A 21,748-nucleotide genomic window follows, 5' to 3' on the forward strand; every position below is an offset into this window, starting at 1 on the left:
GTCCCGGGGCGGAGCCGTTCCGGGACCGGCCGACGGGCCAGTCCCGGGGCGGAGCCGTTCCGGGGCGGACTCGTTCCGGGACTGCCGCCCCGGCATGGGAGACTCTGCGGGTGAGTTCCTGGGTACGCGTCCTCGTCGGTGCGCTGGCGGCGGCGACGGTGGCCTTGACGGCCGCGTGCGCGCCGGCCTCGCTCCCGGTGGACGTGGGCCCCGCCCCGACGTCGTCGGCGTCGCAGCAGCCGCTGCAGGTCACGGGCGCGAGCGGCGCCCCGCCCACCCTCGAGTACGAGCAGCCGTTCACGGTGCTGCGGCCGGGCGCGCGCATGGTCTGGCCCGGCACGGGGGACGTGCTGGAGCGCGACGACCCGGTGCTGCTGAACCTCTACGCTCAGGACGGGCGCGACGGCACGGAGCTGCAGAACACGTTCCGCACCGCGCCCGCCGGGTACACGATGACCGAGAAGTCGCTCGGCAACCACCTCTTCGCCGCCCTGGAGGGCCGTCGCGTCGGCACGCGCCTCGCGCTCATGGAGGAGCAGGACGGCGTCCCGGTGCTGCTGGTGGTGGATGTGCTGCCGGCCCGCGCGGCCGGCAGGGAGGGCGTGCCGCCGGGCAAGGACCTGCCGCAGGTGCGCCTCGACGACCTCGGCGCCCCGACCGTGCGCGTCCCGCGGGGCGTGAAGCCGCCGACCGACCTGGTGGTGCACCCGCTGCTGCGCGGCACCGGCCCGCAGGTGCGGGCCGGCCAGATCCTGACCGTGGAGTTCACCGCCGTCCGCTGGAGCGACGGCAAGGTCGTCGACACGACCTGGACCGAGGGCACCCCGCCCCAGTCCGCCGAGATCGGCATCGGCCGCCTCGTCGACGGCTGGGACCAGGGCCTCCTGGAGCAGACCGTCGGGTCGCAGGTGATGCTGGTCGTGCCGCCGGACAGCGGGTTCGCGAACACCGCCAGCGAGCTGGCCGGCGAGACCATGGTGTACGTGGTCGACATCCTCGACGCGCACAAGGCCGTCGCGGGTGACGACGAGGAGCCGAAGAAGAAGGAGGGCTGATGTCCGTCGCGATCCGAGTGATCCCGTGCCTGGACGTCGACGCGGGCCGAGTGGTCAAGGGCGTCAACTTCGCCGACCTGCGCGACGCCGGGGACCCGGTCGAGCTCGCGGGCCGGTACGACGCCGAGGGCGCCGACGAGCTCACGTTCCTGGACGTGTCGGCCTCGTCGGGCGACCGCGAGACCATGGTCGACGTGGTGCGGCGCACGGCCGAGCAGGTCTTCGTGCCGCTCACGGTGGGCGGCGGCGTGCGCTCCACGGACGACGTCGACCGGCTGCTGCGGGCCGGCGCCGACAAGGTGGGCGTGAACACCGCGGCCATCGCGCGCCCGGAGCTCATCTCCGAGATCGCGCAGCGGTTCGGCTCCCAGGTGCTGACCCTGAGCGTGGACGCGCGCCGCGTCACCGGCGACGTCACGACGCCGTCGGGCTACGAGGTCACCACGCACGGCGGGCGGCGCGGCACCGGGATCGACGCCGTGGAGTGGGCCGAGCGCGCCGCGAAGCTGGGCGCGGGCGAGATCCTGCTCAACTCGATGGACGCCGACGGCACCACCGCGGGGTTCGACCTGGAGATGCTGCACGCCGTGCGCGAGCGCGTGCACGTGCCGCTGGTCGCCTCGGGCGGCGCGGGCACACCGGAGCACTTCGTCGAGGCGGCCCGGGCGGGCGCGGACGCCGTCCTCGCGGCGTCGGTGTTCCACTTCGGCGCGCTGACGGTGGGCCAGGTCAAGGACGCGATGCGCGCGGCGGGCCTCGACGTCCGCTGAGACCCCGCTGAGACCCCGCCGGGCCGTCCACCGGGACGGCCCCGGGACTTCCTTGACCTCGACCTACGTTGAGGTCATAGCGTCGGTGACGCCCAGGGCGTAAATCCGTCGAATCGATTCCCGCGCCGTGAGAAAATAGTACGGTCCCCCCACGAAGCGAGGTCTTGCCGTGCCCCCAGATGCCCCGCGACCCACTCCGATGGCCCTCACGGGCTCTCGTGTGCGCCGGTCGATCTCGCTCATGTGGCGCGGGATGCGCTCGCACCCCGGCATCTACCTGCTCGCCGTGGGCGCCTCCGGGATCTTCGGCGCCCTGACCGTCGGCGTCAGCCGCGCGGTCGGCTGGGCCACCGACTCCGTCGTCGTCCCCGCCATCGCGGGCGACGAGGCCGCCCGTGACCGGGTCTGGCTCGCCGGGCTCGTGCTCGGCGCCGTCGCGCTCACGCTCGCCCTGTCCGTCGCCGGCCGCCGCATCTGGGCGGGCTACGGCGTCGTCCGCATCCAGGCCGACCACCGCACCACCCTGACCCGGCAGTACCTGCGGCTGCCCGGCTCCTGGCACCGCTCGCACCCCGCCGGCCAGCTCCTGAACCACACCACCTCGGACACCGAGGCCGCCACCGGCGTCTTCAACCCGCTGCCGTTCGCGCTCGGCGTCGTGGTCATGATCGGCGTCTCCGTGGTGCTGCTCGTGTCGATCGACCCGTGGCTGGCCCTCGCGGCGCTCGCCGTCATCCCCGTCACCGTGGCCGTCAACGCCGTCTACCAGCGGCACATGTCCCCGGCCGTGACCCGGGCCCAGCGCCTGCGGGGCGACGTGGCCGACGTCGCGCACGAGAGCTTCGAGGCCGCCCTGCTCGTCAAGGCGCTCGGCACCGAGGACCGCGAGGAGAGCCGGTTCGGCGCCCGCACGCAGGAGCTGCGCGCCGCGAACGTGCGGGTCGGCATCGTCCGCTCGCTGTTCGACCCCGTGATCCAGACCCTGCCCTCGATCGGCACCCTGCTGGTGCTCGGCGTCGGCACCTGGCGCATCTCGACGGGCGCCGTCGAACCGGGCGACCTCGTCACGGCCGCCTACCTGCTCACCATGATGACCGTGCCCGTGCAGGCGTTCGGCTGGGTGCTCGGCGAGCTGCCGCGCGCCCTGGTCGGCTACGAGCGCATCGCGGCTGTCGCCGACTCGACCGGTGCCCTCGCCCACGGCGACAGCCGCCTGCCGCGGGCCGACCGCCCGGCGGGCCTGGCGGTGCGCCTGACGGACGTGGGTGTCGACGTCCCCGCGATCAGCGGGGCGGTCGGCCGCTCGATCACCCTGCTCGACGGCGTGGACGTCGACGTCGAGCCCGGCGCCACGGTCGCCGTCGTCGGCACCACGGGGGCCGGCAAGACCACCCTCGTGAGCCTCCTGGCCCGGCTCTCCGACCCGACGCGCGGGCAGGTGCTGCTCGACGGCGTCGACGCCCGCACCCTGGCCGACGGCGAGATCCCCGCCCACGTCGCGCTCGTCACGCAGTCCACCTTCATCTTCGAGGACACCGTGCGCGGCAACGTGACGCTCGCCGACGCGGGCGCCCCCGGGGCGCCGTCGGACGACGAGGTGTGGGACGCCCTGCGGCTCGCCCGCCTGGAGGAGACCGTGCGTGAGATGGCCGGCGGCCTCGACGCGCCGCTGGGCGAGCGCGGCGCCAACCTGTCCGGCGGGCAGCGGCAGCGCCTCGCGATCGCCCGCGCCCTGGTGCGCGGCCCGCGCCTGCTCGTGCTCGACGACGCGACCAGCGCCGTCGACCCCCGCGTGGAGCAGGAGATCCTGCGCGGCCTGGCCGCGCGGGCCGACGACGCAGCAGGCGACGCGGCCGACGACCGGGCCGACGACGCAGCCGGGAGCGACGCCGCCCCCGGCACCACCGTGATCATGGTCGCCTACCGCATGTCGTCGGTGGCGCTCGCGGACCGCGTGGTCCACGTCGACGGCGGCCACGTGGTCGACGTCGGCACGCACGACGAGCTCATGGCGCGCGACCCCGGCTACCGCGCGCTGGCCACGGCCTACGAGGCCGAGACGGAGCGCCGCGAGCAGGAACGGGCCGATGAGGCGGCCGCCGGGACGCTGGACGACGAGCTGGAGGAGGTGGCCCGATGACCGCGGTGACGGACGAGCCCGACGTGACCGACGTGCCCGAGGACCTGCTCGACGCCGACGGCGCGCGCATCGAGTCGGCCAGCAGCCTGGGCGTGTTCGCGACCCTGCGCCGCGGCATCGAGATCAGCCCCGAGATCACCCGCGGCCTCTGGGTCACGCTCCTGCTCGCGTCCCTCGCGGCCGCGGGCCGCGTGGTGGTGCCGCTCGCGGTGCAGCAGACGATCGACGTCGGCATCCTGGCCGACGGCGGGCCCGACGTCGGTCAGGTGGCGGTGCTCGCGTCCCTGGCGGCGGGGGCGCTCGTGCTGGCCGCGCTGTGCGCCGCGCTCGTCAACGTGCGCCTGTTCCGCTCGGCCGAGGCCGGGCTGGCGACGCTGCGCGTCAAGGCGTTCCGGCACGTCCACGACCTCTCGACCCTCACGCAGAACACCGAGCGCCGCGGCGCCCTGGTCTCGCGCGTGACCAACGACGTCGACACGGTCTCCCTGTTCGTGCAGTGGGGCGGCATCATGCTGCTCGTCAACGTGCTGCAGGTGCTCGTGGCGACCGGGCTGATGCTGGTCTACTCGCCGATCCTGACCGCCGTGGTCTGGATCGCCTTCGTGCCGATGTTCCTCGTGATCCGGTACGGCCAGAAGTACGTGAACCGCGCGTACACGCTGGTGCGCGAGCGGGTCGGCGCGATGCTGGGTGCCATCTCCGAGTCCGTGGTGGGCGCCGAGACGGTGCGTGCCTACGGCGTGGCCGACCGCACGGGCCGCCGGATCGGCGAGTCCGTCGAGGCGACCCGCAGCGCCCAGGCCCGGTCCCAGGTGCTGGTCGCGGCGACGTTCTCGTCGGGCGTGCTCATCTCCAACCTGGTGCTCGCCGTGGTGGTGGTCGTGGGCACGCTGCTGGGCGTGGGCGGCGGCCTGACGGCGGGCCAGCTCGTCGCCTTCCTGTTCCTGGTGCAGCTCTTCACCGGCCCGGTGCAGATGGCCACGGAGATCCTCAACGAGCTGCAGAACGCCGTGGCCGGCTGGCGGCGGGTCATCGCCGTCATCGACACGCCGGTGCAGGTGGCCGAGAAGCCGGGCGCCGTGACCCAGGAGCGCGGGCCGGCGCACGTGACGCTCCGCGACGTCCGGTTCGCCTACCCGGGCGGCCCCGAGGTGCTGCACGGCGTGACGCTGGACCTGCCGCCGCGCACCAAGGTGGCCGTGGTCGGGCAGACCGGCTCCGGCAAGACGACCGTCGCCAAGCTCGTCACCCGGCTCATGGACCCGACGGCGGGCGTCGTGGAGCTCGACGGCACGGACCTGCGCGACCTGAGCTTCGCCTCGCTGCGCGAGCGCGTCGTGCTGGTGCCGCAGGAGGGCTTCCTCTTCGACGGCACGGTGCTCCAGAACGCGGCCTACGGCCTGCGGGCGCCCCTGGAGGCGCCCCCCGCGGCCGGGAACGGCGGCGAGGACGACGACGAGCCCGCCGCCGGGCACCGCGAGGCGGTCGAGCGCGCCTTCGCCGAGCTCGGCCTGGCCGACTGGGTGGCGGACCTGCCCGACGGGCTCGAGACGGCGGTGGGCCAGCGGGGCGAGGCGCTGTCCGCGGGGGAGCGGCAGCTCGTCGCGATCGCCCGCGCCTACCTGGCGCAGCCGGACCTGCTGGTGCTCGACGAGGCGACGTCGGCCGTGGACCCGGCGACCGAGGTGCGCATCGCGCGGGCCCTGGACTCCCTGACCGCGGGCCGGTCCACGATCACCATCGCGCACCGGCTCTCCACCGCGGAGGCGTCCGACCTGGTGGTCGTGGTGGACCAGGGCCACGTCGCCGAGGTCGGCCCGCACCGCGAGCTGGTCGCGGCGGACGGCATTTACGCCCAGATGTACGACAGCTGGGTGGCGCAGACCCGGTAGCACCGGGCGGTTTCGGTAACGGATCGGGGCCGGCGGCGGACATCACATCGCCGTCGGCCCACGACGTGGCAGGATTCTCAGGTGCCCGAAGTTCTCGACCCCACGATCTCCGCCCGACTCAAGCGCGACGACGCCGGCCTGGTCGCCGCCGTGGTCCAGCAGCACGACACGGGCGAGGTGCTCATGGTCGGCTGGATGGACGACGAGGCCCTGCGCCGCACCCTCACGCAGGGGCGGGTGACGTTCTGGTCCCGCAGCCGCGAGGAGTACTGGCGCAAGGGCGACACGTCCGGCCATGCCCAGTACGTCAAGGCGGTGAGCATCGACTGCGACGGCGACGCCCTGCTGGTCCAGGTGGACCAGGTGGGCGCCGCGTGCCACACGGGAGCGCGCACGTGCTTCGTCGCCGGGGGAGACCTGGGCGCCGTGGTCGGCGACCGCGACCAGCAGGTGCGCGACCAGGAGAACGAGGAGATCCGGTGACCCAGCTCGACAGCCAGCCCGACACCCACGAGGCCCGCGCGGCGACCGCGCCCGCCGACCTGCCCTGGGGTCGAACCTGGCCGAGCCTGCCCGAGTTCCGGGGGATGGCCGCCGACCGTCGCGTGATCCCCGTGGTCCGGCCCCTGCTGGCGGACGACGCCACGCCCGTCGGCCTCTACCGGACCCTGGCGCAGGGCCGCCCCGGCACGTTCATCCTGGAGTCGGCCGAGTCCGGCGTCTGGGCCCGCTGGTCGTTCGTCGGCGTCGCCTCGCGCGCGACCCTGACCAGCGACGGCGGCCAGGCCGTGTGGACCGGCGACGTGCCGGTGGGCATCCCGACGCGCGGCGACGTCGTCGACGTGGTCGACGCGGCGCTCACCGCCCTACGCACCCCCGGCGTCGCGAACCTGCCGCCGCTGACCGGCGGCCTGGCCGGCGTGCTGGGCTGGGACGTCGTGCGGCACTGGGAGCCCACGCTCCCGGCGACGGCCCCGGACGAGACGGGCGCGCCCGAGCTCGCCCTGTGCCTGGCCACCGACCTCGCGGTGGTCGACCACCGGGAGGGTACGGTCTGGCTGGTCGCCAACGCGATCAACGCGGACGCCACGGACGAGCGCGTCGACGAGGCGTACGCGGACGCCGTCGCGCGGCTCGACGCCATGCAGGCGCAGCTCGCGGCCGGCATGCCCCGCGTCACGTCGGTGGTGGCCGAGGACGTGCCCGAGCCGCAGCTCGAGTTCCGGTCCACGCGCGAGGAGTTCGAGGACGCGGTGCTCGCTGGCAAGGAGGCCATCCGCGACGGCGAGGTGTTCCAGGTGGTGCTCTCCCAGCGCCTGGACCTGGACTGCGCGGCCGACCCCCTGGACGTCTACCGGGCGCTGCGCACGATCAACCCGAGCCCGTACATGTACTACTTCCACCTGGCCAAGCCCGACGGCGCCGAGTTCGCCGTCGTGGGCTCCAGCCCGGAGACGCTCGTCAAGGTGGACGACGGCCACGTCACCACCTACCCGATCGCCGGCTCGCGGCCGCGCGGCGCCCACCCCGAGGAGGACGCCGAGCTCGGCGAGGAGCTCCTGGCCGACCCCAAGGAACGGGCCGAGCACATCATGCTCGTCGACCTGTCCCGCAACGACATGGTCAAGGTCTGCGAGCCCACCAGCGTCGAGGTGGTCGAGTTCATGAAGGTGCGGCGGTTCAGCCACATCATGCACATGTGCTCCACCGTCGTGGGCCGGCTGCGGCCGGGCTTCGGCGCCCTGGACGCGCTGCGGGCGACGTTCCCGGCAGGCACCCTCTCCGGCGCGCCCAAGCCCCGGGCGATCGCGCTGATCGACGAGCTGGAGCCCGCCTCGCGCGGCATCTACGGCGGGGTGTGCGGCTACTTCGACTTCGGCGGCAACATGGACATGGCGATCGCCATCCGCACCGCGTACATCGCGGACGGCCGCGCCAGCGTGCAGGCCGGCGGCGGCATCGTCGCCGACTCGGTGCCCGCGCTGGAGTACGCGGAGTCGCGCAACAAGGCCGCCGCGGCGGTCCGCGCCATCCAGCTCGCGTCGCGCCTGACGCCGCTGCGCGCGACGCCCCTGCCGACCGCGGGAGGCGACCGGTGACCCGCACCCGCACCGTCCTCGCCCTGCTCGTGCTGGGCGCGCTGACGTTCGGCACGGGCTCGCCCACCTGGATCACCACCACGGTGGCCACGGCGCTGCAGCCCGAGGTGGCGGTCACCGCGTCCGGCACCTCGGCCGCGCCGGGCGTCGGGGCGGGCGCCCTCGTGCTGCTGGCGGCGGGCATCGCCTGCGCGCTCACCGGGCGCGTGGCCCGGTACGTCGCGCTCGTGGTCGCCGCCGCGGCCGGCGTGCTCGTCGTCGGCAGCACGCTCGTCGTCATCCAGGACCCGACCCCCGCCGCCACCGCCGCGGCGTCCGCCTCCAGCGGCGTCACCGAGCTGACGTCGCCCGTCGTGCTGACGGCCTGGCCCTGGGCCGCGGTCGCCACGGGCGTGCTCGCCGTGGCCGTCGCCGTGTGGGGCGCCGTCGCGGCGCGCGGCTGGACGGCGACGTCCGGCCGGCACGAGCGGGCGGACCAGGCCCCGGCCACCGGCGCGGCGGCCCCCGTCACGGCCGCGGGAACGGCCCCGGCCGCCACAGCCGCGGCCCCGCCCGCGGACGACGACGGCCCGGCCCCCGCCCCCGAGGAGCCCCCGGCCGACGACGACGAGATCGACCCCCACGACGCCTGGGACGCCCTGTCCCGCGGCGACGACCCGACGGGCCGCTGACCCGGCCGCTAGCGGTTAGGCTGGGCGCGTACCGCACGACACGAAAGGCATCAAACCTGCGATGACCGAGAACAAGCCTGAGATCGCCTACCTCCCGCCGGGCGTCCCGCCGACCAACCACGGCCACACGGTCGCCGCGTGGGTCACGATGGTCGGGATCACGCTGGGTGTGCTGATCTCCTCGTGGGGCGTCATCGTGGCCCAGTCGTGGTCGGCCTGGCTGGTCCTGTTCGTGCTCGGCTTCGTCGTCATCGGGGCCTCGCTCGTCATCGGCCTGGTCCTGCGCAACCTGGGCCTGGGCCAGAAGACGGTCCAGCGGTAACCGGTGCCATGACCGCCCTGGAGATGGCCGCGCCGTCCGCCGCCTACCCCCGCAACAACCTGGGGGTCTGGTCGCTCGTGCTGGGCATCGCGTCGATCGTGCTCCTCCTGGGTGCCCTCACGGGCATCCCGGCGATCATCGTCGGCAACCAGGGCCGCCGCGCCGTCCGCGCCGGCGACGCGAACAACGAGGGGACGGCGCTGGCCGGCGTCGTGCTGGGCTGGCTGTCCCTCGCCCTCCTCGCCGTCGTGATCGGGCTCGTGATCGTCCGCTTCCTGGCGGGTGGGTCGAATTCCTGAGGCGGCCGTCCGGCCGGCGGCGCCCGCACTGCGGGCGCCGGTCCTGGCCGGGGCGGCCGTCGGCGCGGCCACCCTCCTGGTGGCGCTCCGCGACCCGCACGTGGCCGGCTCGTACGGGTTCTGCCCGCTGCTGGAGCTGACCGGCCTGGCCTGCCCGCTGTGCGGCGGGCTGCGCGCCACCCACGACCTGGCGCACCTCGACCTGGCGGGCGCCTGGTCGGCCAACGCGCTGTGGACCCTCACCGCCCCGGTGGTCGTGGTCGTCTGGCTCGCTTGGCTCGTGGCCGCGGTCCGCGGACGCCCGTTCCGCGGCCTGTCGAGCACCGCGGGCTGGGTCACGCTCGGGGTCGCGCTCACGTTCTTCGTGGCGCGAAACCTGCCGGGGCTGCAGCAGTACCTGACCCCCTGGCTCTGATCCCGGCCCTGATCAGGCGATCTCCAGGGAACGACGCCGACGGCGCCCGCCCGGGATCTGACGGACCGTCGTCTCACGGTCCGGGAGTGGTCAGGACCACACCCTGGATCCGCCTACCATGGCCATGGGGCACACGTCCCAGCAGTCGTAGGGCGTGATCAGGCGTACGAGGCCGCATGCCGAGGGCAGAGCGAAGGCACGGGGAGGCTCATTACATGTCGGTCCTGGAGGACATCGTCGCGGGGGTTCGTGAGGACCTCGCGGAGCGTGAGGCACGCGTGCCTCTCGACGCGCTCAAGGAGCGCGCCAACGCGGTGCCCGGGGCCCTCGAGGGTCTCGGTCGCCTCAAGCAGGCGGACGCCGTCTCGGTCATCGCCGAGGTCAAGCGCTCGAGCCCCAGCAAGGGCTCGCTGGCGCAGATCGACGACCCGGCGGCGCTCGCGGTCGAGTACGAGACCGGCGGGGCCTCGGCGATCTCGGTGCTCACCGAGCAGCGCCGGTTCAACGGCTCGCTGGCGGACCTGGACGCGGTGCGCGGTCGTGTGGACGTGCCCGTGCTGCGCAAGGACTTCGTCGTGACGCCGTACCAGGTGTGGGAGGCGCGCGCGCACGGGGCCGACCTGGTCCTGCTCATCGTGGCGGCCCTGGAGCAGACGGTGCTCGAGTCGCTGGTCGAGCGGGTGCACTCGCTGGGCATGACCGCGCTCGTGGAGACGCACAACCTCGAGGAGGTGCGCCGGGCCGTCGACGCCGGGGCGCGCGTCGTGGGCGTCAACGCCCGCAACCTGAAGACTCTCGAGCTGGACCGCGGCCTGTTCCGCAGCCTCGCCGAGTACATCCCGGACGACGTGGTCAAGATCGCGGAGTCCGGCATCCGTGGCCCGCACGACGTGATGGAGATGGCCCGGGCCGGGGCCGACTGCGTCCTGGTGGGCGAGGCGCTCGTGACCGACGGCGCCCCGCGCGCCTCGGTGGCCGACCTCGTCGCCGCGGGCTCGCACCCGTCGCTGCGCTCCGTCCGTCCGGCCTGAAGGGATCCGAGGTGACCGATGTGAAGCTTGCCGACGTCTCCGGCCCGTACTTCGGCCAGTACGGCGGGCGCTTCGTGCCCGAGGCGCTGATCGCCGCGCTCGAGGAGCTCGACACCGAGTTCCGCAAGGCGGCCGACGACCCCGCGTTCGCGGCCGAGCTGCAGCGCCTACACCGGGAGTACACCGGCCGGCCGAGCCCGCTGACCGAGGTGCCGCGGTTCGCCGCGCACGCGGGCGGCGAGTCGGGCGGCGTGCGGGTGTTCCTGAAGCGCGAGGACCTCAACCACACCGGTTCGCACAAGATCAACAACGTGCTGGGCCAGGCCCTGCTCGTCAAGCGCATGGGCAAGAAGCGCCTCATCGCCGAGACGGGGGCGGGTCAGCACGGCGTCGCCACCGCCACCGCGGCGGCCCTGATGGACCTCGAGTGCGTGGTCTACATGGGCGAGGAGGACACCCGGCGGCAGGCCCTGAACGTGGCGCGGATGCGCCTGCTCGGCGCCGAGGTCGTGCCGGTCAAGATCGGCTCGCGCACGCTCAAGGACGCGATCAACGAGGCGCTGCGCGACTGGGTCGCCAACGTCGAGAGCACGCACTACCTGCTGGGCACCGTCACGGGCCCGCACCCGTTCCCGGAGATGGTGCGCCAGTTCCACCGCATCATCGGCGAGGAGGCGCGCGAGCAGATCCTGGAGCGCACCGGCCGCCTGCCCGACGTCGTCGCGGCGTGCGTCGGCGGCGGGTCCAACGCGCTGGGCATCTTCAACGCGTTCCTCGACGACAAGGACGTGGAGCTGCGCGGCTTCGAGGCCGGCGGCGAGGGCATCGAGTCCGGCCGGCACGCGGCCCGGTTCAGCGGCGGCGCGCTCGGCGTGCTGCACGGCGCGCGCTCGTACCTGCTGCAGGACGACGACGGCCAGACCCTGCCGAGCCACTCGGTCTCCGCGGGCCTGGACTACCCGAGCGTCGGCCCCGCGCACGCCTGGCTGCACGACCTGGGCCGAGCCACGTACGAGCCCGTGACCGACGACGAGGCCATGGAGGCGTTCCGCCTGCTGTGCCGTACCGAGGGCATCATCCCGGCCATCGAGTCGGCGCACGCCCTCGCGGGCGCGCTGCGCGTGGGCCAGGCCGCGGCCGCCGAGGGCCGCACCGGCCCCGACGGCGAGCCGCTCGTGCTGCTGGTGAACCTGTCCGGTCGCGGCGACAAGGACGTGGCGACGGCGGCCCGCTGGTTCGGGCTGTTGGACGGCGCGGACAACAACGTCGCGGCCGAGGAGCTCGAACGACAGGAGGGCCGGGGATGAGCACGGTGACGCAGCAGGCCACGGGTCCGGACACGCACTCCGGCACCGCCGGCCTGATCGCCCGCCTGCGCGAGCAGGACAACCGGCCCGCCCTGGTGGGCTACCTGCCGGTGGGCTACCCGACGGTCGACCGGTCGATCGAGGCGCTGAAGACCCTCGTGGACCACGGCGTCGACATCATCGAGCTCGGCATCCCGTACACCGACCCCGTCCTCGACGGCCCGGTGATCCAGGCGGCCGCACAGGGCGCGCTCGACGCGGGCGCGCGCGTGCGCGACGTGTTCCGCGTGGTGCGCGAGCTGACCGACTACGCGCCGCACGTGCCCGTGCTGGTCATGACGTACTGGAACCCGGTGCTCAAGTACGGCCCGGACGCGTTCGCGCGCGACCTGGCCGCCGCGGGCGGCGCCGGCCTGATCACGCCCGACCTCATCCCGGACGAGGGCGCCGACTGGATCGCGGCGAGCGAGGCCCACGGCCTGGACCGCGTGTTCCTCGTGGCCCCCAGCTCGACGCCGGAGCGGCTGCGGCTGACCGTGGGCCAGTCCCGCGGCTTCGTGTACGCCGCGTCGCTCATGGGCGTCACGGGGGAGCGCAACCAGGTGGGCTCGCGCGCCGAGCAGCTGGTGACCGACACGCGCGCCGCCGGCGCGCCGAACGTCTGCGTGGGCCTGGGCGTCTCCACGGGGGCGCAGGCCGCCGAGGTCGGGCGCTTCGCCGACGGCGTCATCGTGGGCTCCGCGCTGGTCCGCCCGCTCCTGTCGGAGGGCCCGCTGCCGGACGACGAGTGGGCGGTCCGTCTCACGGATCTGGCCGGGGTGACGGAGGACCTCGCCGCCGGGGTACGGTCGGCTCGCGCTCCCGCGCCCACCGACCCCCCTGCCGCCACGCCTGGCGGTGCGACCACCTCCGGAGAGGCCCTGTGACGCTGCTGACCGCACTGCCGGCCGCTCTGACCGTCGAGCTGCCTGCCGCGTTGTCCGCCGCGCTCCCCGGAGCTCCCGCCGTCTCCCAGATCCCCAGCCCGGCCCAGCACACCTGGTACCTCGGGATCTTCCCGCTGCGCGCCTACGCGCTGGCCATCCTCGCGGGCATCGTGCTCGCCGTCTGGCTCACGGCCAGGCGGTGGAAGGCGCGCGGGGGCAGCCCGGACGACGTCCTGGAGATCACCTTCTGGGCGGTGCCGTTCGGCATCGTCGGGGGCCGGATCTACCACGTGCTCTCGTCGCCCGACCGGTACTTCGGCGAGAACTTCTCGGGCGGCGGTGACCCCGTCCAGGCGCTCTACGTCTGGGAGGGCGGCCTCGGCATCTGGGGCGCCGTCGCGCTCGGCGCCGTGGGCGCGTGGATCGGCTGCCGCAGGCAGGGCGTGCGGCTGTCGTCGTTCGCCGACGCCGTGGCGCCGGGCCTGCTGATCGCGCAGGCCGTCGGCCGCCTCGGCAACTGGTTCAACCAGGAGCTCTACGGGCGGCCCACCGAGCTGCCCTGGGGCCTGCACATCGACGCCGAGTACCTGGTGTCCAACCCGGCCACGGGCGTGGCGTACCCGGAGGGCACGCTCTTCCACCCGACCTTCCTGTACGAACTCCTGTGGAATCTCCTGATGGCCGGAGTTCTGCTGTTTCTCGACCGTCGGTTCAGGTTGGGTCATGGGCGGGTATTCTGGGCGTACGTCCTGCTCTACACTCTCGGACGGGTCTGGATCGAGATGCTCCGCATCGACGATGCGGAGCAGGTGCTGGGGCTCCGCCTCAACGTCTGGACCTCGATCCTGCTGGGCCTTGCGGCCCTGGTGGTCTCGATCGTGCTGGCTCGAAGGTTCCCCACCAGGGAAGAGTCGGTGCGGCTGCGACCAGAGGACGACGAACCGCCGGCGGGCCCACGGGCCGAGCCGGAGCCTGACCCAGGAGTCGAAGGGACCGGCGAGGCCGCGGCCGAGCCGGAGGAAGTAAAGACAGCTGCACAGGAGGAGTCCGACGCGGACGCCTCCGTGCGCACCTGAGGGGCACGACCGCCGGGACCACCGGACGACGAGCCCCCTGACCGACCGGGCCGCCGTCGTCCCGGACCACCGCAAGGAACTGCGCCCGGCTACGGCCGGGTGCCTGTGAGGACCCATGACCAAGCCGTTGCCGACACAGAGGGTTGGGCTGCCCACGCAGACGTTTGAAGGCGGCCTGTACGACCCCGCAGCCGAGCATGACGCGTGCGGCGTCGCCTTCGTGGCGACCCTGCGTGGCACGCCCGGGCGCGACATCGTCGATGCCGGGCTCACCGCCCTGCTGAACCTCGACCACCGCGGCGCGGTGGGAGCTGAGGAGGACAGCGGCGACGGCGCCGGCATCCTCACCCAGATCCCCGACGCGTTCGTCCGGGACGTCGTGGGGGTCGACCTGCCGCCCGCCGGGATGTACGCGATCGGTACGGCGTTCCTGCCGACCGACGAGGCCGAGCGCGACGCCATGGTGCGCCGCGTCGAGGCCCTGGCCGCCGAGGAGAAGCTCGACGTGCTCGCGTGGCGCGACGTCCCGGTCGACGCCGGGATCGTCGGCCCGACGGCGCGCGCCTCGATGCCGGTGTTCCGCCAGATCGTGGTGGCCGACCCGTCGCGGAGCCTGTCCGGGATCGACCTGGACCGCCGCTGCTACCGCCTGCGCAAGCGGGCGGAGAACGAGGTCGGGCTGTACTTCGCCTCGCTCAGCGCCCGCACCCTGACGTACAAGGGCATGCTGACGACGGCGCAGCTCGAGCCGTTCTTCCCCGACCTGTCGGACCCGCGGTACGCCACCGAGCTCGCGCTGGTCCACTCGCGGTTCTCCACCAACACGTTCCCGTCGTGGCCCCTGGCCCAGCCGTTCCGGCTGCTGGCCCACAACGGTGAGATCAACACCGTGCGCGGCAACCGCAACTGGGTCGCGGCGCGCGAGGGCACCATGGAGTCCGACCTGCTCGGCGACCTCGCGCCGCTCCAGCCGGTCTGCTCGCCCGGTGCGAGCGACTCGGCGAGCTTCGACGAGGTGCTGGAGCTGCTGCACCTGTCGGGGCGGTCCCTGCCGCACTCCGTGCTGATGATGGTGCCGGAGGCCTGGGAGAACAACCCGGGCATGGACCCCGCCCTGCGGTCGTTCTACCAGTACAACGCGAACCTCATCGAGCCGTGGGACGGCCCCGCCTCCCTCACGTTCACCGACGGCACCCTGATCGGCGCCGTGCTCGACCGCAACGGCCTGCGCCCCGGGCGCTGGTGGGTCACCGAGGACGGCCTCGTCGTCCTGGCCTCCGAGGCCGGCGTGCTCGACATCGACCCCGCCACCGTGGTCCGCAAGGGCCGCCTGGAGCCCGGCAAGATGTTCCTCGTCGACACCGGCTCCGGCCGGATCGTCGAGGACGAGGAGATCAAGTCCGGCCTCGCCTCGATGCACCCCTACGGGGACTGGATCCGCGAGCACTCGGTCTACCTCGACGAGCTGCCCGACCGCGAGCACGTGGCGCACAGCCCGGCGTCGGTGCGCCGCCGGCAGCGGGCCTTCGGCTACACCGAGGAAGAGCTCAAGATCATCCTGTCGCCGATGGCGACCACCGGCGGCGAGCCGCTGGGCGCCATGGGCTCCGACACGCCCGTCGCGGTGCTCTCGCAGCGGCCGCGGCTGCTGTTCGACTACTTCACGCAGATGTTCGCGCAGGTGACCAACCCGCCGCTGGACGCGATCCGCGAGGAGCTGGTCACCGCCATCGGCAGCGCCATCGGGCCGGAGCCCAACCTCCTGGAGGACCTGCCGGAGCACGCGCGCAAGCTCGTGCTCGGCTTCCCGGTGCTGGACAACGACCAGCTCGCCAAGGTCGTGCACGTCGAGCGCGACCGCGAGCTGGAGGGCCTGTTCCAGGCCGAGACCATCCAGGGCCTGTACGACGTCTCGGGCGGCGGCGGCGCGCTGCTGGCCCGGCTCGAGGCGATCTTCGCCGACGTCGACCGGTACGTGGAGGAGGGCGCGAGCTTCCTCGTGCTCTCGGACCGCGACGCCAACTCCGAGCTGGCCCCGATCCCGTCGCTGCTCCTGACCAGCGCCGTGCACCACCACCTGGTGCGCAAGCACACCCGCAACCGGGTCTCCCTGGTGGTCGAGGCCGGCGACGTGCGCGAGGTGCACCACGTCGCGCTGCTCATCGGCTACGGCGCGGCCGCCGTGAACCCCTACCTCGCGATGGAGACGGTCGAGGACCTCGCCCGCCGCGGGTACCTGGACGTCACGCCGGAGCAGGCCGTCGCCAACCTCATCAAGGCGCTCGGCAAGGGCGTGCTCAAGGTGATGTCCAAGATGGGCATCTCCACGATCATGTCGTACCGCGGCGCCCAGATCTTCGAGGCCGTTGGCCTGTCCCACGACCTGGTCGAGGACTACTTCACCGGCACCACCTCGCGGCTCGGCGGCATCGGCCTGGACGTCATCGCGGCCGAGGTCGCGGCGCGGCACGCCGAGGCCTACCCGCCGTCGGGCAACAAGAAGCCGGGCGAGCGCCTCACCACGGGCGGCGAGTACCAGTGGCGCCGCGACGGCGAGGACCACCTGTTCGACCCGGAGACGGTGTTCCGGCTGCAGCACGCCACGCGGTCCGGCCGGATGGACATCTTCCGGCAGTACACGCGGCGCGTGGACGAGCAGTCGAACCGCCTCATGACGCTGCGCGGCCTGCTGCGCTTCAGCCCCGACCGCGAGCCGGTGCCGATCGACGAGGTCCAGCCGGTCTCCGAGATCGTCAAGCTCTTCAACACGGGCGCCATGTCCTACGGCTCCATCTCGGCCGAGGCGCACGAGACCCTCGCCATCGCGATGAACCGCCTCGGCGGCCGCTCCAACACGGGCGAGGGCGGCGAGGACCCGGAGCGCCTGTACGACGACGAGCGCCGCTCGCGCGTCAAGCAGATCGCCTCGGGCCGGTTCGGCGTGACGTCGGAGTACCTCACGCAGGCCACCGACATCCAGCTCAAGCTCGCCCAGGGCGCCAAGCCCGGCGAGGGCGGCCAGCTCCCCGGGAACAAGGTGTACCCCTGGGTCGCCGCCACCCGGCACTCGACCCCCGGCGTCGGCCTCATCTCGCCGCCGCCGCACCACGACATCTACTCGATCGAGGACCTGGCCCAGCTCATCCACGACGCGAAGAACGCCAACCCGGCGGCGCGCGTGCACGTGAAGCTGGTCAGCGAGTTCGGCGTGGGCACCGTGGCCACGGGCGTGTCCAAGGCGCACGCCGACGTCGTCCTCATCTCGGGGCACGACGGCGGTACGGGCGCCTCGCCGCTCACGTCGCTCAAGCACGCCGGCACGCCCTGGGAGATCGGCCTGGCCGAGACCCAGCAGACGCTCGTGCTCAACGACCTGCGCGACCGCATCGTGGTGCAGGTCGACGGCCAGATGAAGACCGGTCGCGACGTCATCGTCGCGGCGCTGCTCGGCGCCGAGGAGTTCGGCTTCGCCACGGCGCCGATGGTGGTCTCGGGCTGCGTCATGATGCGCGTCTGTCACCTGGACACGTGTCCCGTCGGCGTCGCCACGCAGAACCCCGAGCTGCGCAGCCGGTTCACCGGCAAGCCGGAGTTCGTCGTGAACTTCTTCGAGTTCATCGCCCAGGAGGTGCGCGAGCACCTCGCGGCCCTCGGGTTCCGCAGCCTCGAGGAGGCCGTGGGCCAGGTGCAGGTGCTCGACACCCGCAAGGCGGTCGACCACTGGAAGGCGGAGGGTCTCGACCTGACGCCGGTGCTCGCCCGGCCGCAGCTCAAGGAGGGCTCGTCCCTGCGCCACACCAAGGTGCAGGACCACGGCCTGGCCCGCGCGCTGGACAACCAGCTCATCGCGGCGGCCGCGCCGGCGCTGGAGCGCGGGGAGGCCGTCAAGATCGAGCTGCCGGTGCGCAACGTCAACCGCACGGTCGGCACCATGCTCGGCCACGAGGTGACCAAGCGGTACCGGGGCGCGGGCCTGCCCGACGACACGATCGAGGTGACCCTGACCGGGTCCGCCGGCCAGTCGCTCGGCGCGTTCCTGCCGCGCGGCATCACGCTGCGCCTGTTCGGCGACGCCAACGACTACGTCGGCAAGGGCTTGTCGGGCGGCCGCGTGGCGGTGCGGCCCGACCGGGCCTCCGTGCTCGACGGCGCCAACGTCATCGCGGGCAACGTCATCGGCTACGGCGCCACCTCCGGCGAGGTCTTCCTGCGCGGACGCGTGGGGGAGCGGTTCGGGGTGCGCAACTCCGGCGCGACCCTGATCGCCGAGGGCGTGGGCGACCACGCCTGCGAGTACATGACCGGCGGCACCGTGCTGGTGCTCGGCCCCACGGGCCGCAACGTCGGCGCGGGCATGTCCGGCGGCACCGCGTTCTTCCTGGACCTGCGGGTCTCCCGCGTCAACCAGGCGGCGTTGGAGGCGGGCGAGCTCGCCGTCGGCGTCCTTACCGACGCCGACTGGGAGACCGTGCGCGGCCTCCTGGAGCGGCACCTGGCCGAGACCGGCTCGACCGTCGCTGCCGAGCTGCTCGCCGACCCCGCCGCCGCGCGGGGCCGGTTCAGCCGGCTGCTGCCCCCGGGCTGGGCGCGCGTGCGCCTCGCCCTCGCCGAGGCCGAGGCCGACGGCACCGACATCTCGGGCAAGACCCAGTGGGACCCGTCCGTGTGGAACCAGATCATGGAGGTGGCACGTGGCTGACCCCCGAGGATTTCTGAAGGTCCGGGAGCGGGAGCTCCCGCCGAACCGTCCCGTCGAGGTGCGGCTGCGTGACTGGAAGGACACGCACGCGCACCGCGAGGACGGCCAGGCGTTCCTGAAGGAGCAGGCCGGCCGCTGCATGGACTGCGGCGTGCCGTTCTGCCACCAGGGCTGCCCGCTCGGCAACCTGATCCCCGACTGGAACGACCTGGTCTGGCGCGGCCAGTGGGCCGACGCGATCGATCGCCTGCACGCCACGAACAACTTCCCGGAGTTCACCGGGCGGGTGTGCCCGGCGCCGTGCGAGTCGTCCTGCGTGCTGAGCATCAACCAGCCCGCGGTGACCATCAAGAACGTCGAGGTCTCGATCATCGACGAGGCGTTCGCGCGTGGCCTGGTCACGCCGCACGTCCCGGAGCGGCTCACCGGTTCCACGGTGGCCGTCGTCGGCTCGGGCCCCGCGGGCCTGGCCGCCGCGCAGCAGCTCACGCGTGCCGGCCACACCGTGGTCGTCTACGAGCGCGACGACGCCATCGGCGGCCTGCTGCGCTACGGCATCCCGGACTTCAAGCTCGAGAAGCTGCACATCGACCGCCGCCTGGCGCAGATGGAGGCCGAGGGCACCCGCTTCCGGGCCGGCGTGACGATCGGCGAGGACATCAGCTGGGACGCCCTGCGCCGTCGGTTCGACGCCGTCGTGGTCGCCACGGGCGCCACCGTGCCGCGCGAGCTGCCCCTGCCGGGGCGGGACCTGGCCGGCATCCACTACGCCATGGACTTCCTGACGCCCGCCAACAAGGCGGTCGCGGCGGGTACGCCCGACGACCTGCCCGAGGGCGCGCCGACGGCGGCCGGGAAGCACGTGGTCATCATCGGCGGCGGCGACACCGGCTCGGACTGCCTCGGCACCGCGCTGCGCCAGGGCGCCGCCAGCGTCACCACGCTCGCCATCGGCAAGAAGCCGCCGGTCGAGCGCCCGGCGCACCAGCCGTGGCCGACCGACCCGATCCTCTTCGAGGTCTCGACCTCGCACGAGGAGGGCGGCGAGCGCACGTACCTGGCCTCCACGGTCGAGTTCGTGGCCGACGAGGGCGGCAACGTCCGCGCCCTCAAGGTCGCCGAGACCGAGTACCTGCCGGACGGCCGCCGGGCGCCGCGCGCGGGCACCGAGCACGAGATCCCCGCGGACCTCGTGCTGGTGGCCATGGGCTTCACCGGTCCCGAGGTCGGCGTGCTCGAGGAGCAGACCGGCATCGAGGTCACCGAGCGTGGCCTGGTGGCCCGCGGCGACGACTACGCCGCGAGCCTGCCGGGCGTGTTCGTCGCCGGTGACGCCGGCCGCGGGCAGTCCCTCATCGTGTGGGCGATCGCCGAGGGCCGCGCCGCGGCCGCTGCGGCTGATACCTACCTCCAGGGCAGCACCGAGCTGCCCGCCCCGGTGCGCCCGCGCACGCTCGCTCTGCGATCGTGACCCGAGAACTTCACCGGGAGTTGTACACCCCCACAGGGCGCGCTGGCGCCCACCATGCCTAGGCTGGAGACATGCGCAGAGCCAAGATCGTGTGCACCATCGGACCCGCCACGGAGAGCCCGGAAAAACTCCGGGAACTCGTTGACGCCGGCATGAACGTGGCGCGGATCAACCGCAGCCACGGCGAGCAGGAGGCTCATGCGGCGGTATACCGCAACGTGCGAGAGGCCGCGAAGGCGGCAGGAAAGTCGGTCGCCGTACTGGTCGACCTGCAGGGACCCAAGATCCGGCTCGGCCGGTTCGCGGGAGACGAAAAGCATTTCTTGAACAAGGGCGACACGTTCACCATCACGACCGAGGACATCCTCGGCAACCGTGAGATCGTCTCGACCACCCACAAGGGTCTGGCCCAGGACGCCCAGGTGGGCGACCCGCTGCTGATCGACGACGGCAAGGTGCGCGTGCGCGTCACCGCCGTCGACGGCCCGCGCGTCGTCACCGAGGTCGAGGTCCCCGGACCGGTCTCGAACAACAAGGGCATCAACCTGCCCGGCGTCGCCGTGTCCGTGCCGGCCCTGTCCGACAAGGACGAGTCGGACCTGCGCTGGGCGCTCGCCCTGGGTGCCGACTTCATCGCGCTGTCGTTCGTGCGGTCCGCCAAGGACTACGAGGACGTCCGCCGGGTGATGGAGGAGGAGGGCCGCACGGTCCCCGTCATCGCCAAGATCGAGAAGCCGCAGGCCGTGGAGAACCTCGCCGAGGTCATCGCGGCGTTCGACGGCGTCATGGTGGCGCGCGGTGACCTCGCGGTCGAGATGCCGCTGGAGCAGGTGCCGCTCGTGCAGAAGCGCATCGTCGAGATGGCGCGGCGCAACGCCAAGCCGGTCATCGTCGCCACGCAGGTGCTGGAGTCGATGACCACGTCGCCGACGCCGACCCGCGCCGAGGCGTCCGACTGCGCCAACGCGGTGCTCGACGGCGCCGACGCGGTCATGCTCTCGGGCGAGACCTCGGTGGGCGACTACCCGATCATCACCGTGCAGACCATGGCGCGGATCATCACGGCCACGGAGGAGGCCGGCCGGGAGCGCATCGCGCCCCTCGGCTCCACGCCGCACACCCGTGGTGGCGCCATCACGCGTGCCGCCGCCGAGATCGGCGAGACGCTCGGGGTCAAGTACCTGGTGACGTTCACGCAGTCGGGCGACTCCGCACGCCGGATGTCCCGCCTGCGCTCGTCCATCCCGCTGCTCGCGTTCACCCCGGAGCAGGACGTCGCCAACACCCTCGCCCTGACGTGGGGTACCTCCGAGTACCTCGTGCCCAAGGTCGACACGGTGGACGCCATGGTGGCCCAGGTGGACCTGACCCTGCAGGACCAGGGCCTGGCCGAGAAGGGCGACACGGTCGTGGTGGTCTCGGGTGCGCCGGTCGGCGTCCCTGGTACGACCAACTCGATCCTGGTGCACCGCATCGGCTCGCACACGGACGGCCGCAGCAAGGCCTGACGCGGACGTAGGACGACGACGCGAAGTCGACGACGACGCCGAGTCAGCATGTTGGTCCGCCCGGCCC

17 protein-coding genes are annotated in these 21,748 nt (G+C 73.3%); all 17 read left to right on the top strand.

Translation table 11 applies throughout. The annotated features are described in order from the left end of the window. Positions 1-110: 110 nt before the first annotated feature. Complete coding sequence (locus tag ACFWEJ_RS13790; protein WP_377229768.1) at positions 111-1,055, top strand: FKBP-type peptidyl-prolyl cis-trans isomerase; 945 nt, start codon at positions 111-113, stop codon at positions 1,053-1,055. After that, positions 1,055-1,825 (top strand): imidazole glycerol phosphate synthase subunit HisF, encoded by a 771-nt coding sequence (gene hisF, locus ACFWEJ_RS13795; RefSeq protein ID WP_377229769.1) that lies wholly within the window; start codon positions 1,055-1,057, stop codon positions 1,823-1,825. The genes ACFWEJ_RS13790 and hisF overlap by 1 nt, the downstream gene beginning before the upstream one ends. A 253-nt stretch (positions 1,826-2,078) precedes the next feature. Then, positions 2,079-3,965 carry an ABC transporter ATP-binding protein gene (locus ACFWEJ_RS13800; protein ID WP_377229770.1) on the top strand — a complete coding sequence of 629 codons (1,887 nt, stop codon included), beginning with the start codon at positions 2,079-2,081 and terminating at the stop codon, positions 3,963-3,965. Continuing rightward, on the top strand, positions 3,962-5,857 hold the full coding sequence (locus ACFWEJ_RS13805) for an ABC transporter ATP-binding protein (protein WP_377229771.1): 1,896 nt from the start codon (positions 3,962-3,964) through the stop codon (positions 5,855-5,857). Before ACFWEJ_RS13800 ends, ACFWEJ_RS13805 begins: the two co-directional genes overlap by 4 nt. Before the next feature lie 81 nt (positions 5,858-5,938). Then, positions 5,939-6,340 (top strand): phosphoribosyl-AMP cyclohydrolase, encoded by a 402-nt coding sequence (gene hisI / locus ACFWEJ_RS13810; protein WP_377229772.1) that lies wholly within the window; start codon positions 5,939-5,941, stop codon positions 6,338-6,340. Continuing rightward, the gene (locus ACFWEJ_RS13815) at positions 6,337-7,956 is read left to right on the top strand and encodes an anthranilate synthase component I (RefSeq protein WP_377229773.1); all 1,620 of its coding nucleotides are present in this window, start codon (positions 6,337-6,339) and stop codon (positions 7,954-7,956) included. Before hisI ends, ACFWEJ_RS13815 begins: the two co-directional genes overlap by 4 nt. Next, on the top strand, positions 7,953-8,627 hold the full coding sequence (locus tag ACFWEJ_RS13820) for a Trp biosynthesis-associated membrane protein (protein WP_377229774.1): 675 nt from the start codon (positions 7,953-7,955) through the stop codon (positions 8,625-8,627). Before ACFWEJ_RS13815 ends, ACFWEJ_RS13820 begins: the two co-directional genes overlap by 4 nt. 61 nt (positions 8,628-8,688) lie before the next feature. After that, the gene (locus tag ACFWEJ_RS13825) at positions 8,689-8,949 is read left to right on the top strand and encodes an HGxxPAAW family protein (protein WP_377229775.1); all 261 of its coding nucleotides are present in this window, start codon (positions 8,689-8,691) and stop codon (positions 8,947-8,949) included. Positions 8,950-8,957: 8 nt separating this feature from the next. Next, positions 8,958-9,248, top strand: coding sequence for a DUF4190 domain-containing protein (locus ACFWEJ_RS13830; RefSeq protein ID WP_377229776.1), 291 nt, complete (start codon positions 8,958-8,960; stop codon positions 9,246-9,248). Then, positions 9,232-9,663, top strand: a complete 432-nt coding sequence (locus ACFWEJ_RS13835) for a DUF2752 domain-containing protein (RefSeq protein WP_377229777.1) — start codon at positions 9,232-9,234, stop codon at positions 9,661-9,663. Before ACFWEJ_RS13830 ends, ACFWEJ_RS13835 begins: the two co-directional genes overlap by 17 nt. A gap of 215 nt (positions 9,664-9,878) precedes the next feature. Further along, entirely contained in the window at positions 9,879-10,694 is an 816-nt protein-coding gene (trpC, locus tag ACFWEJ_RS13840; protein ID WP_377229778.1) for an indole-3-glycerol phosphate synthase TrpC, read from the top strand. 11 nt (positions 10,695-10,705) lie between these two features. Next, positions 10,706-12,001: a tryptophan synthase subunit beta gene (trpB, locus tag ACFWEJ_RS13845; RefSeq protein ID WP_377229779.1), complete on the top strand. Its 1,296-nt coding sequence runs from the start codon at positions 10,706-10,708 to the stop codon at positions 11,999-12,001. Next, positions 11,998-12,927, top strand: coding sequence for a tryptophan synthase subunit alpha (trpA, locus tag ACFWEJ_RS13850; RefSeq protein WP_377229780.1), 930 nt, complete (start codon positions 11,998-12,000; stop codon positions 12,925-12,927). Before trpB ends, trpA begins: the two co-directional genes overlap by 4 nt. Then, positions 12,924-14,003 carry a prolipoprotein diacylglyceryl transferase gene (gene lgt / locus ACFWEJ_RS13855; protein ID WP_377229781.1) on the top strand — a complete coding sequence of 360 codons (1,080 nt, stop codon included), beginning with the start codon at positions 12,924-12,926 and terminating at the stop codon, positions 14,001-14,003. The genes trpA and lgt overlap by 4 nt, the downstream gene beginning before the upstream one ends. 115 nt (positions 14,004-14,118) lie before the next feature. Continuing rightward, positions 14,119-18,702, top strand: coding sequence for a glutamate synthase large subunit (gltB, locus tag ACFWEJ_RS13860; protein WP_377229782.1), 4,584 nt, complete (start codon positions 14,119-14,121; stop codon positions 18,700-18,702). Continuing rightward, complete coding sequence (locus ACFWEJ_RS13865; RefSeq protein WP_377229783.1) at positions 18,695-20,173, top strand: glutamate synthase subunit beta; 1,479 nt, start codon at positions 18,695-18,697, stop codon at positions 20,171-20,173. The genes gltB and ACFWEJ_RS13865 overlap by 8 nt, the downstream gene beginning before the upstream one ends. Positions 20,174-20,244: 71 nt before the next feature. Beyond that, the gene (gene pyk, locus ACFWEJ_RS13870) at positions 20,245-21,681 is read left to right on the top strand and encodes a pyruvate kinase (protein ID WP_377229784.1); all 1,437 of its coding nucleotides are present in this window, start codon (positions 20,245-20,247) and stop codon (positions 21,679-21,681) included. Positions 21,682-21,748: the final 67 nt, after the last annotated feature.

This window comes from Promicromonospora sp. NPDC060204 (genome assembly GCF_042728455.1).
Lineage (GTDB): Bacteria > Actinomycetota > Actinomycetes > Actinomycetales > Cellulomonadaceae > Promicromonospora.

What these genes read in the sequence shown, in the direction of transcription:
- ACFWEJ_RS13825 (WP_377229775.1), top strand. Translation starts at nt 8,689, where the DNA reads ATGACCGAGAACAAGCCTGAGATCGCCTACCTCCCGCCGGGCGTCCCG.
- gltB (WP_377229782.1), top strand. Translation starts at nt 14,119, where the DNA reads ATGACCAAGCCGTTGCCGACACAGAGGGTTGGGCTGCCCACGCAGACG.
- ACFWEJ_RS13805 (WP_377229771.1), top strand. Translation starts at nt 3,962, where the DNA reads ATGACCGCGGTGACGGACGAGCCCGACGTGACCGACGTGCCCGAGGAC.
- hisF (WP_377229769.1), top strand. Translation starts at nt 1,055, where the DNA reads ATGTCCGTCGCGATCCGAGTGATCCCGTGCCTGGACGTCGACGCGGGC.
- ACFWEJ_RS13830 (WP_377229776.1), top strand. Translation starts at nt 8,958, where the DNA reads ATGACCGCCCTGGAGATGGCCGCGCCGTCCGCCGCCTACCCCCGCAAC.
- trpC (WP_377229778.1), top strand. Translation starts at nt 9,879, where the DNA reads ATGTCGGTCCTGGAGGACATCGTCGCGGGGGTTCGTGAGGACCTCGCG.
- ACFWEJ_RS13800 (WP_377229770.1), top strand. Translation starts at nt 2,079, where the DNA reads ATGCGCTCGCACCCCGGCATCTACCTGCTCGCCGTGGGCGCCTCCGGG.
- pyk (WP_377229784.1), top strand. Translation starts at nt 20,245, where the DNA reads ATGCGCAGAGCCAAGATCGTGTGCACCATCGGACCCGCCACGGAGAGC.
- trpA (WP_377229780.1), top strand. Translation starts at nt 11,998, where the DNA reads ATGAGCACGGTGACGCAGCAGGCCACGGGTCCGGACACGCACTCCGGC.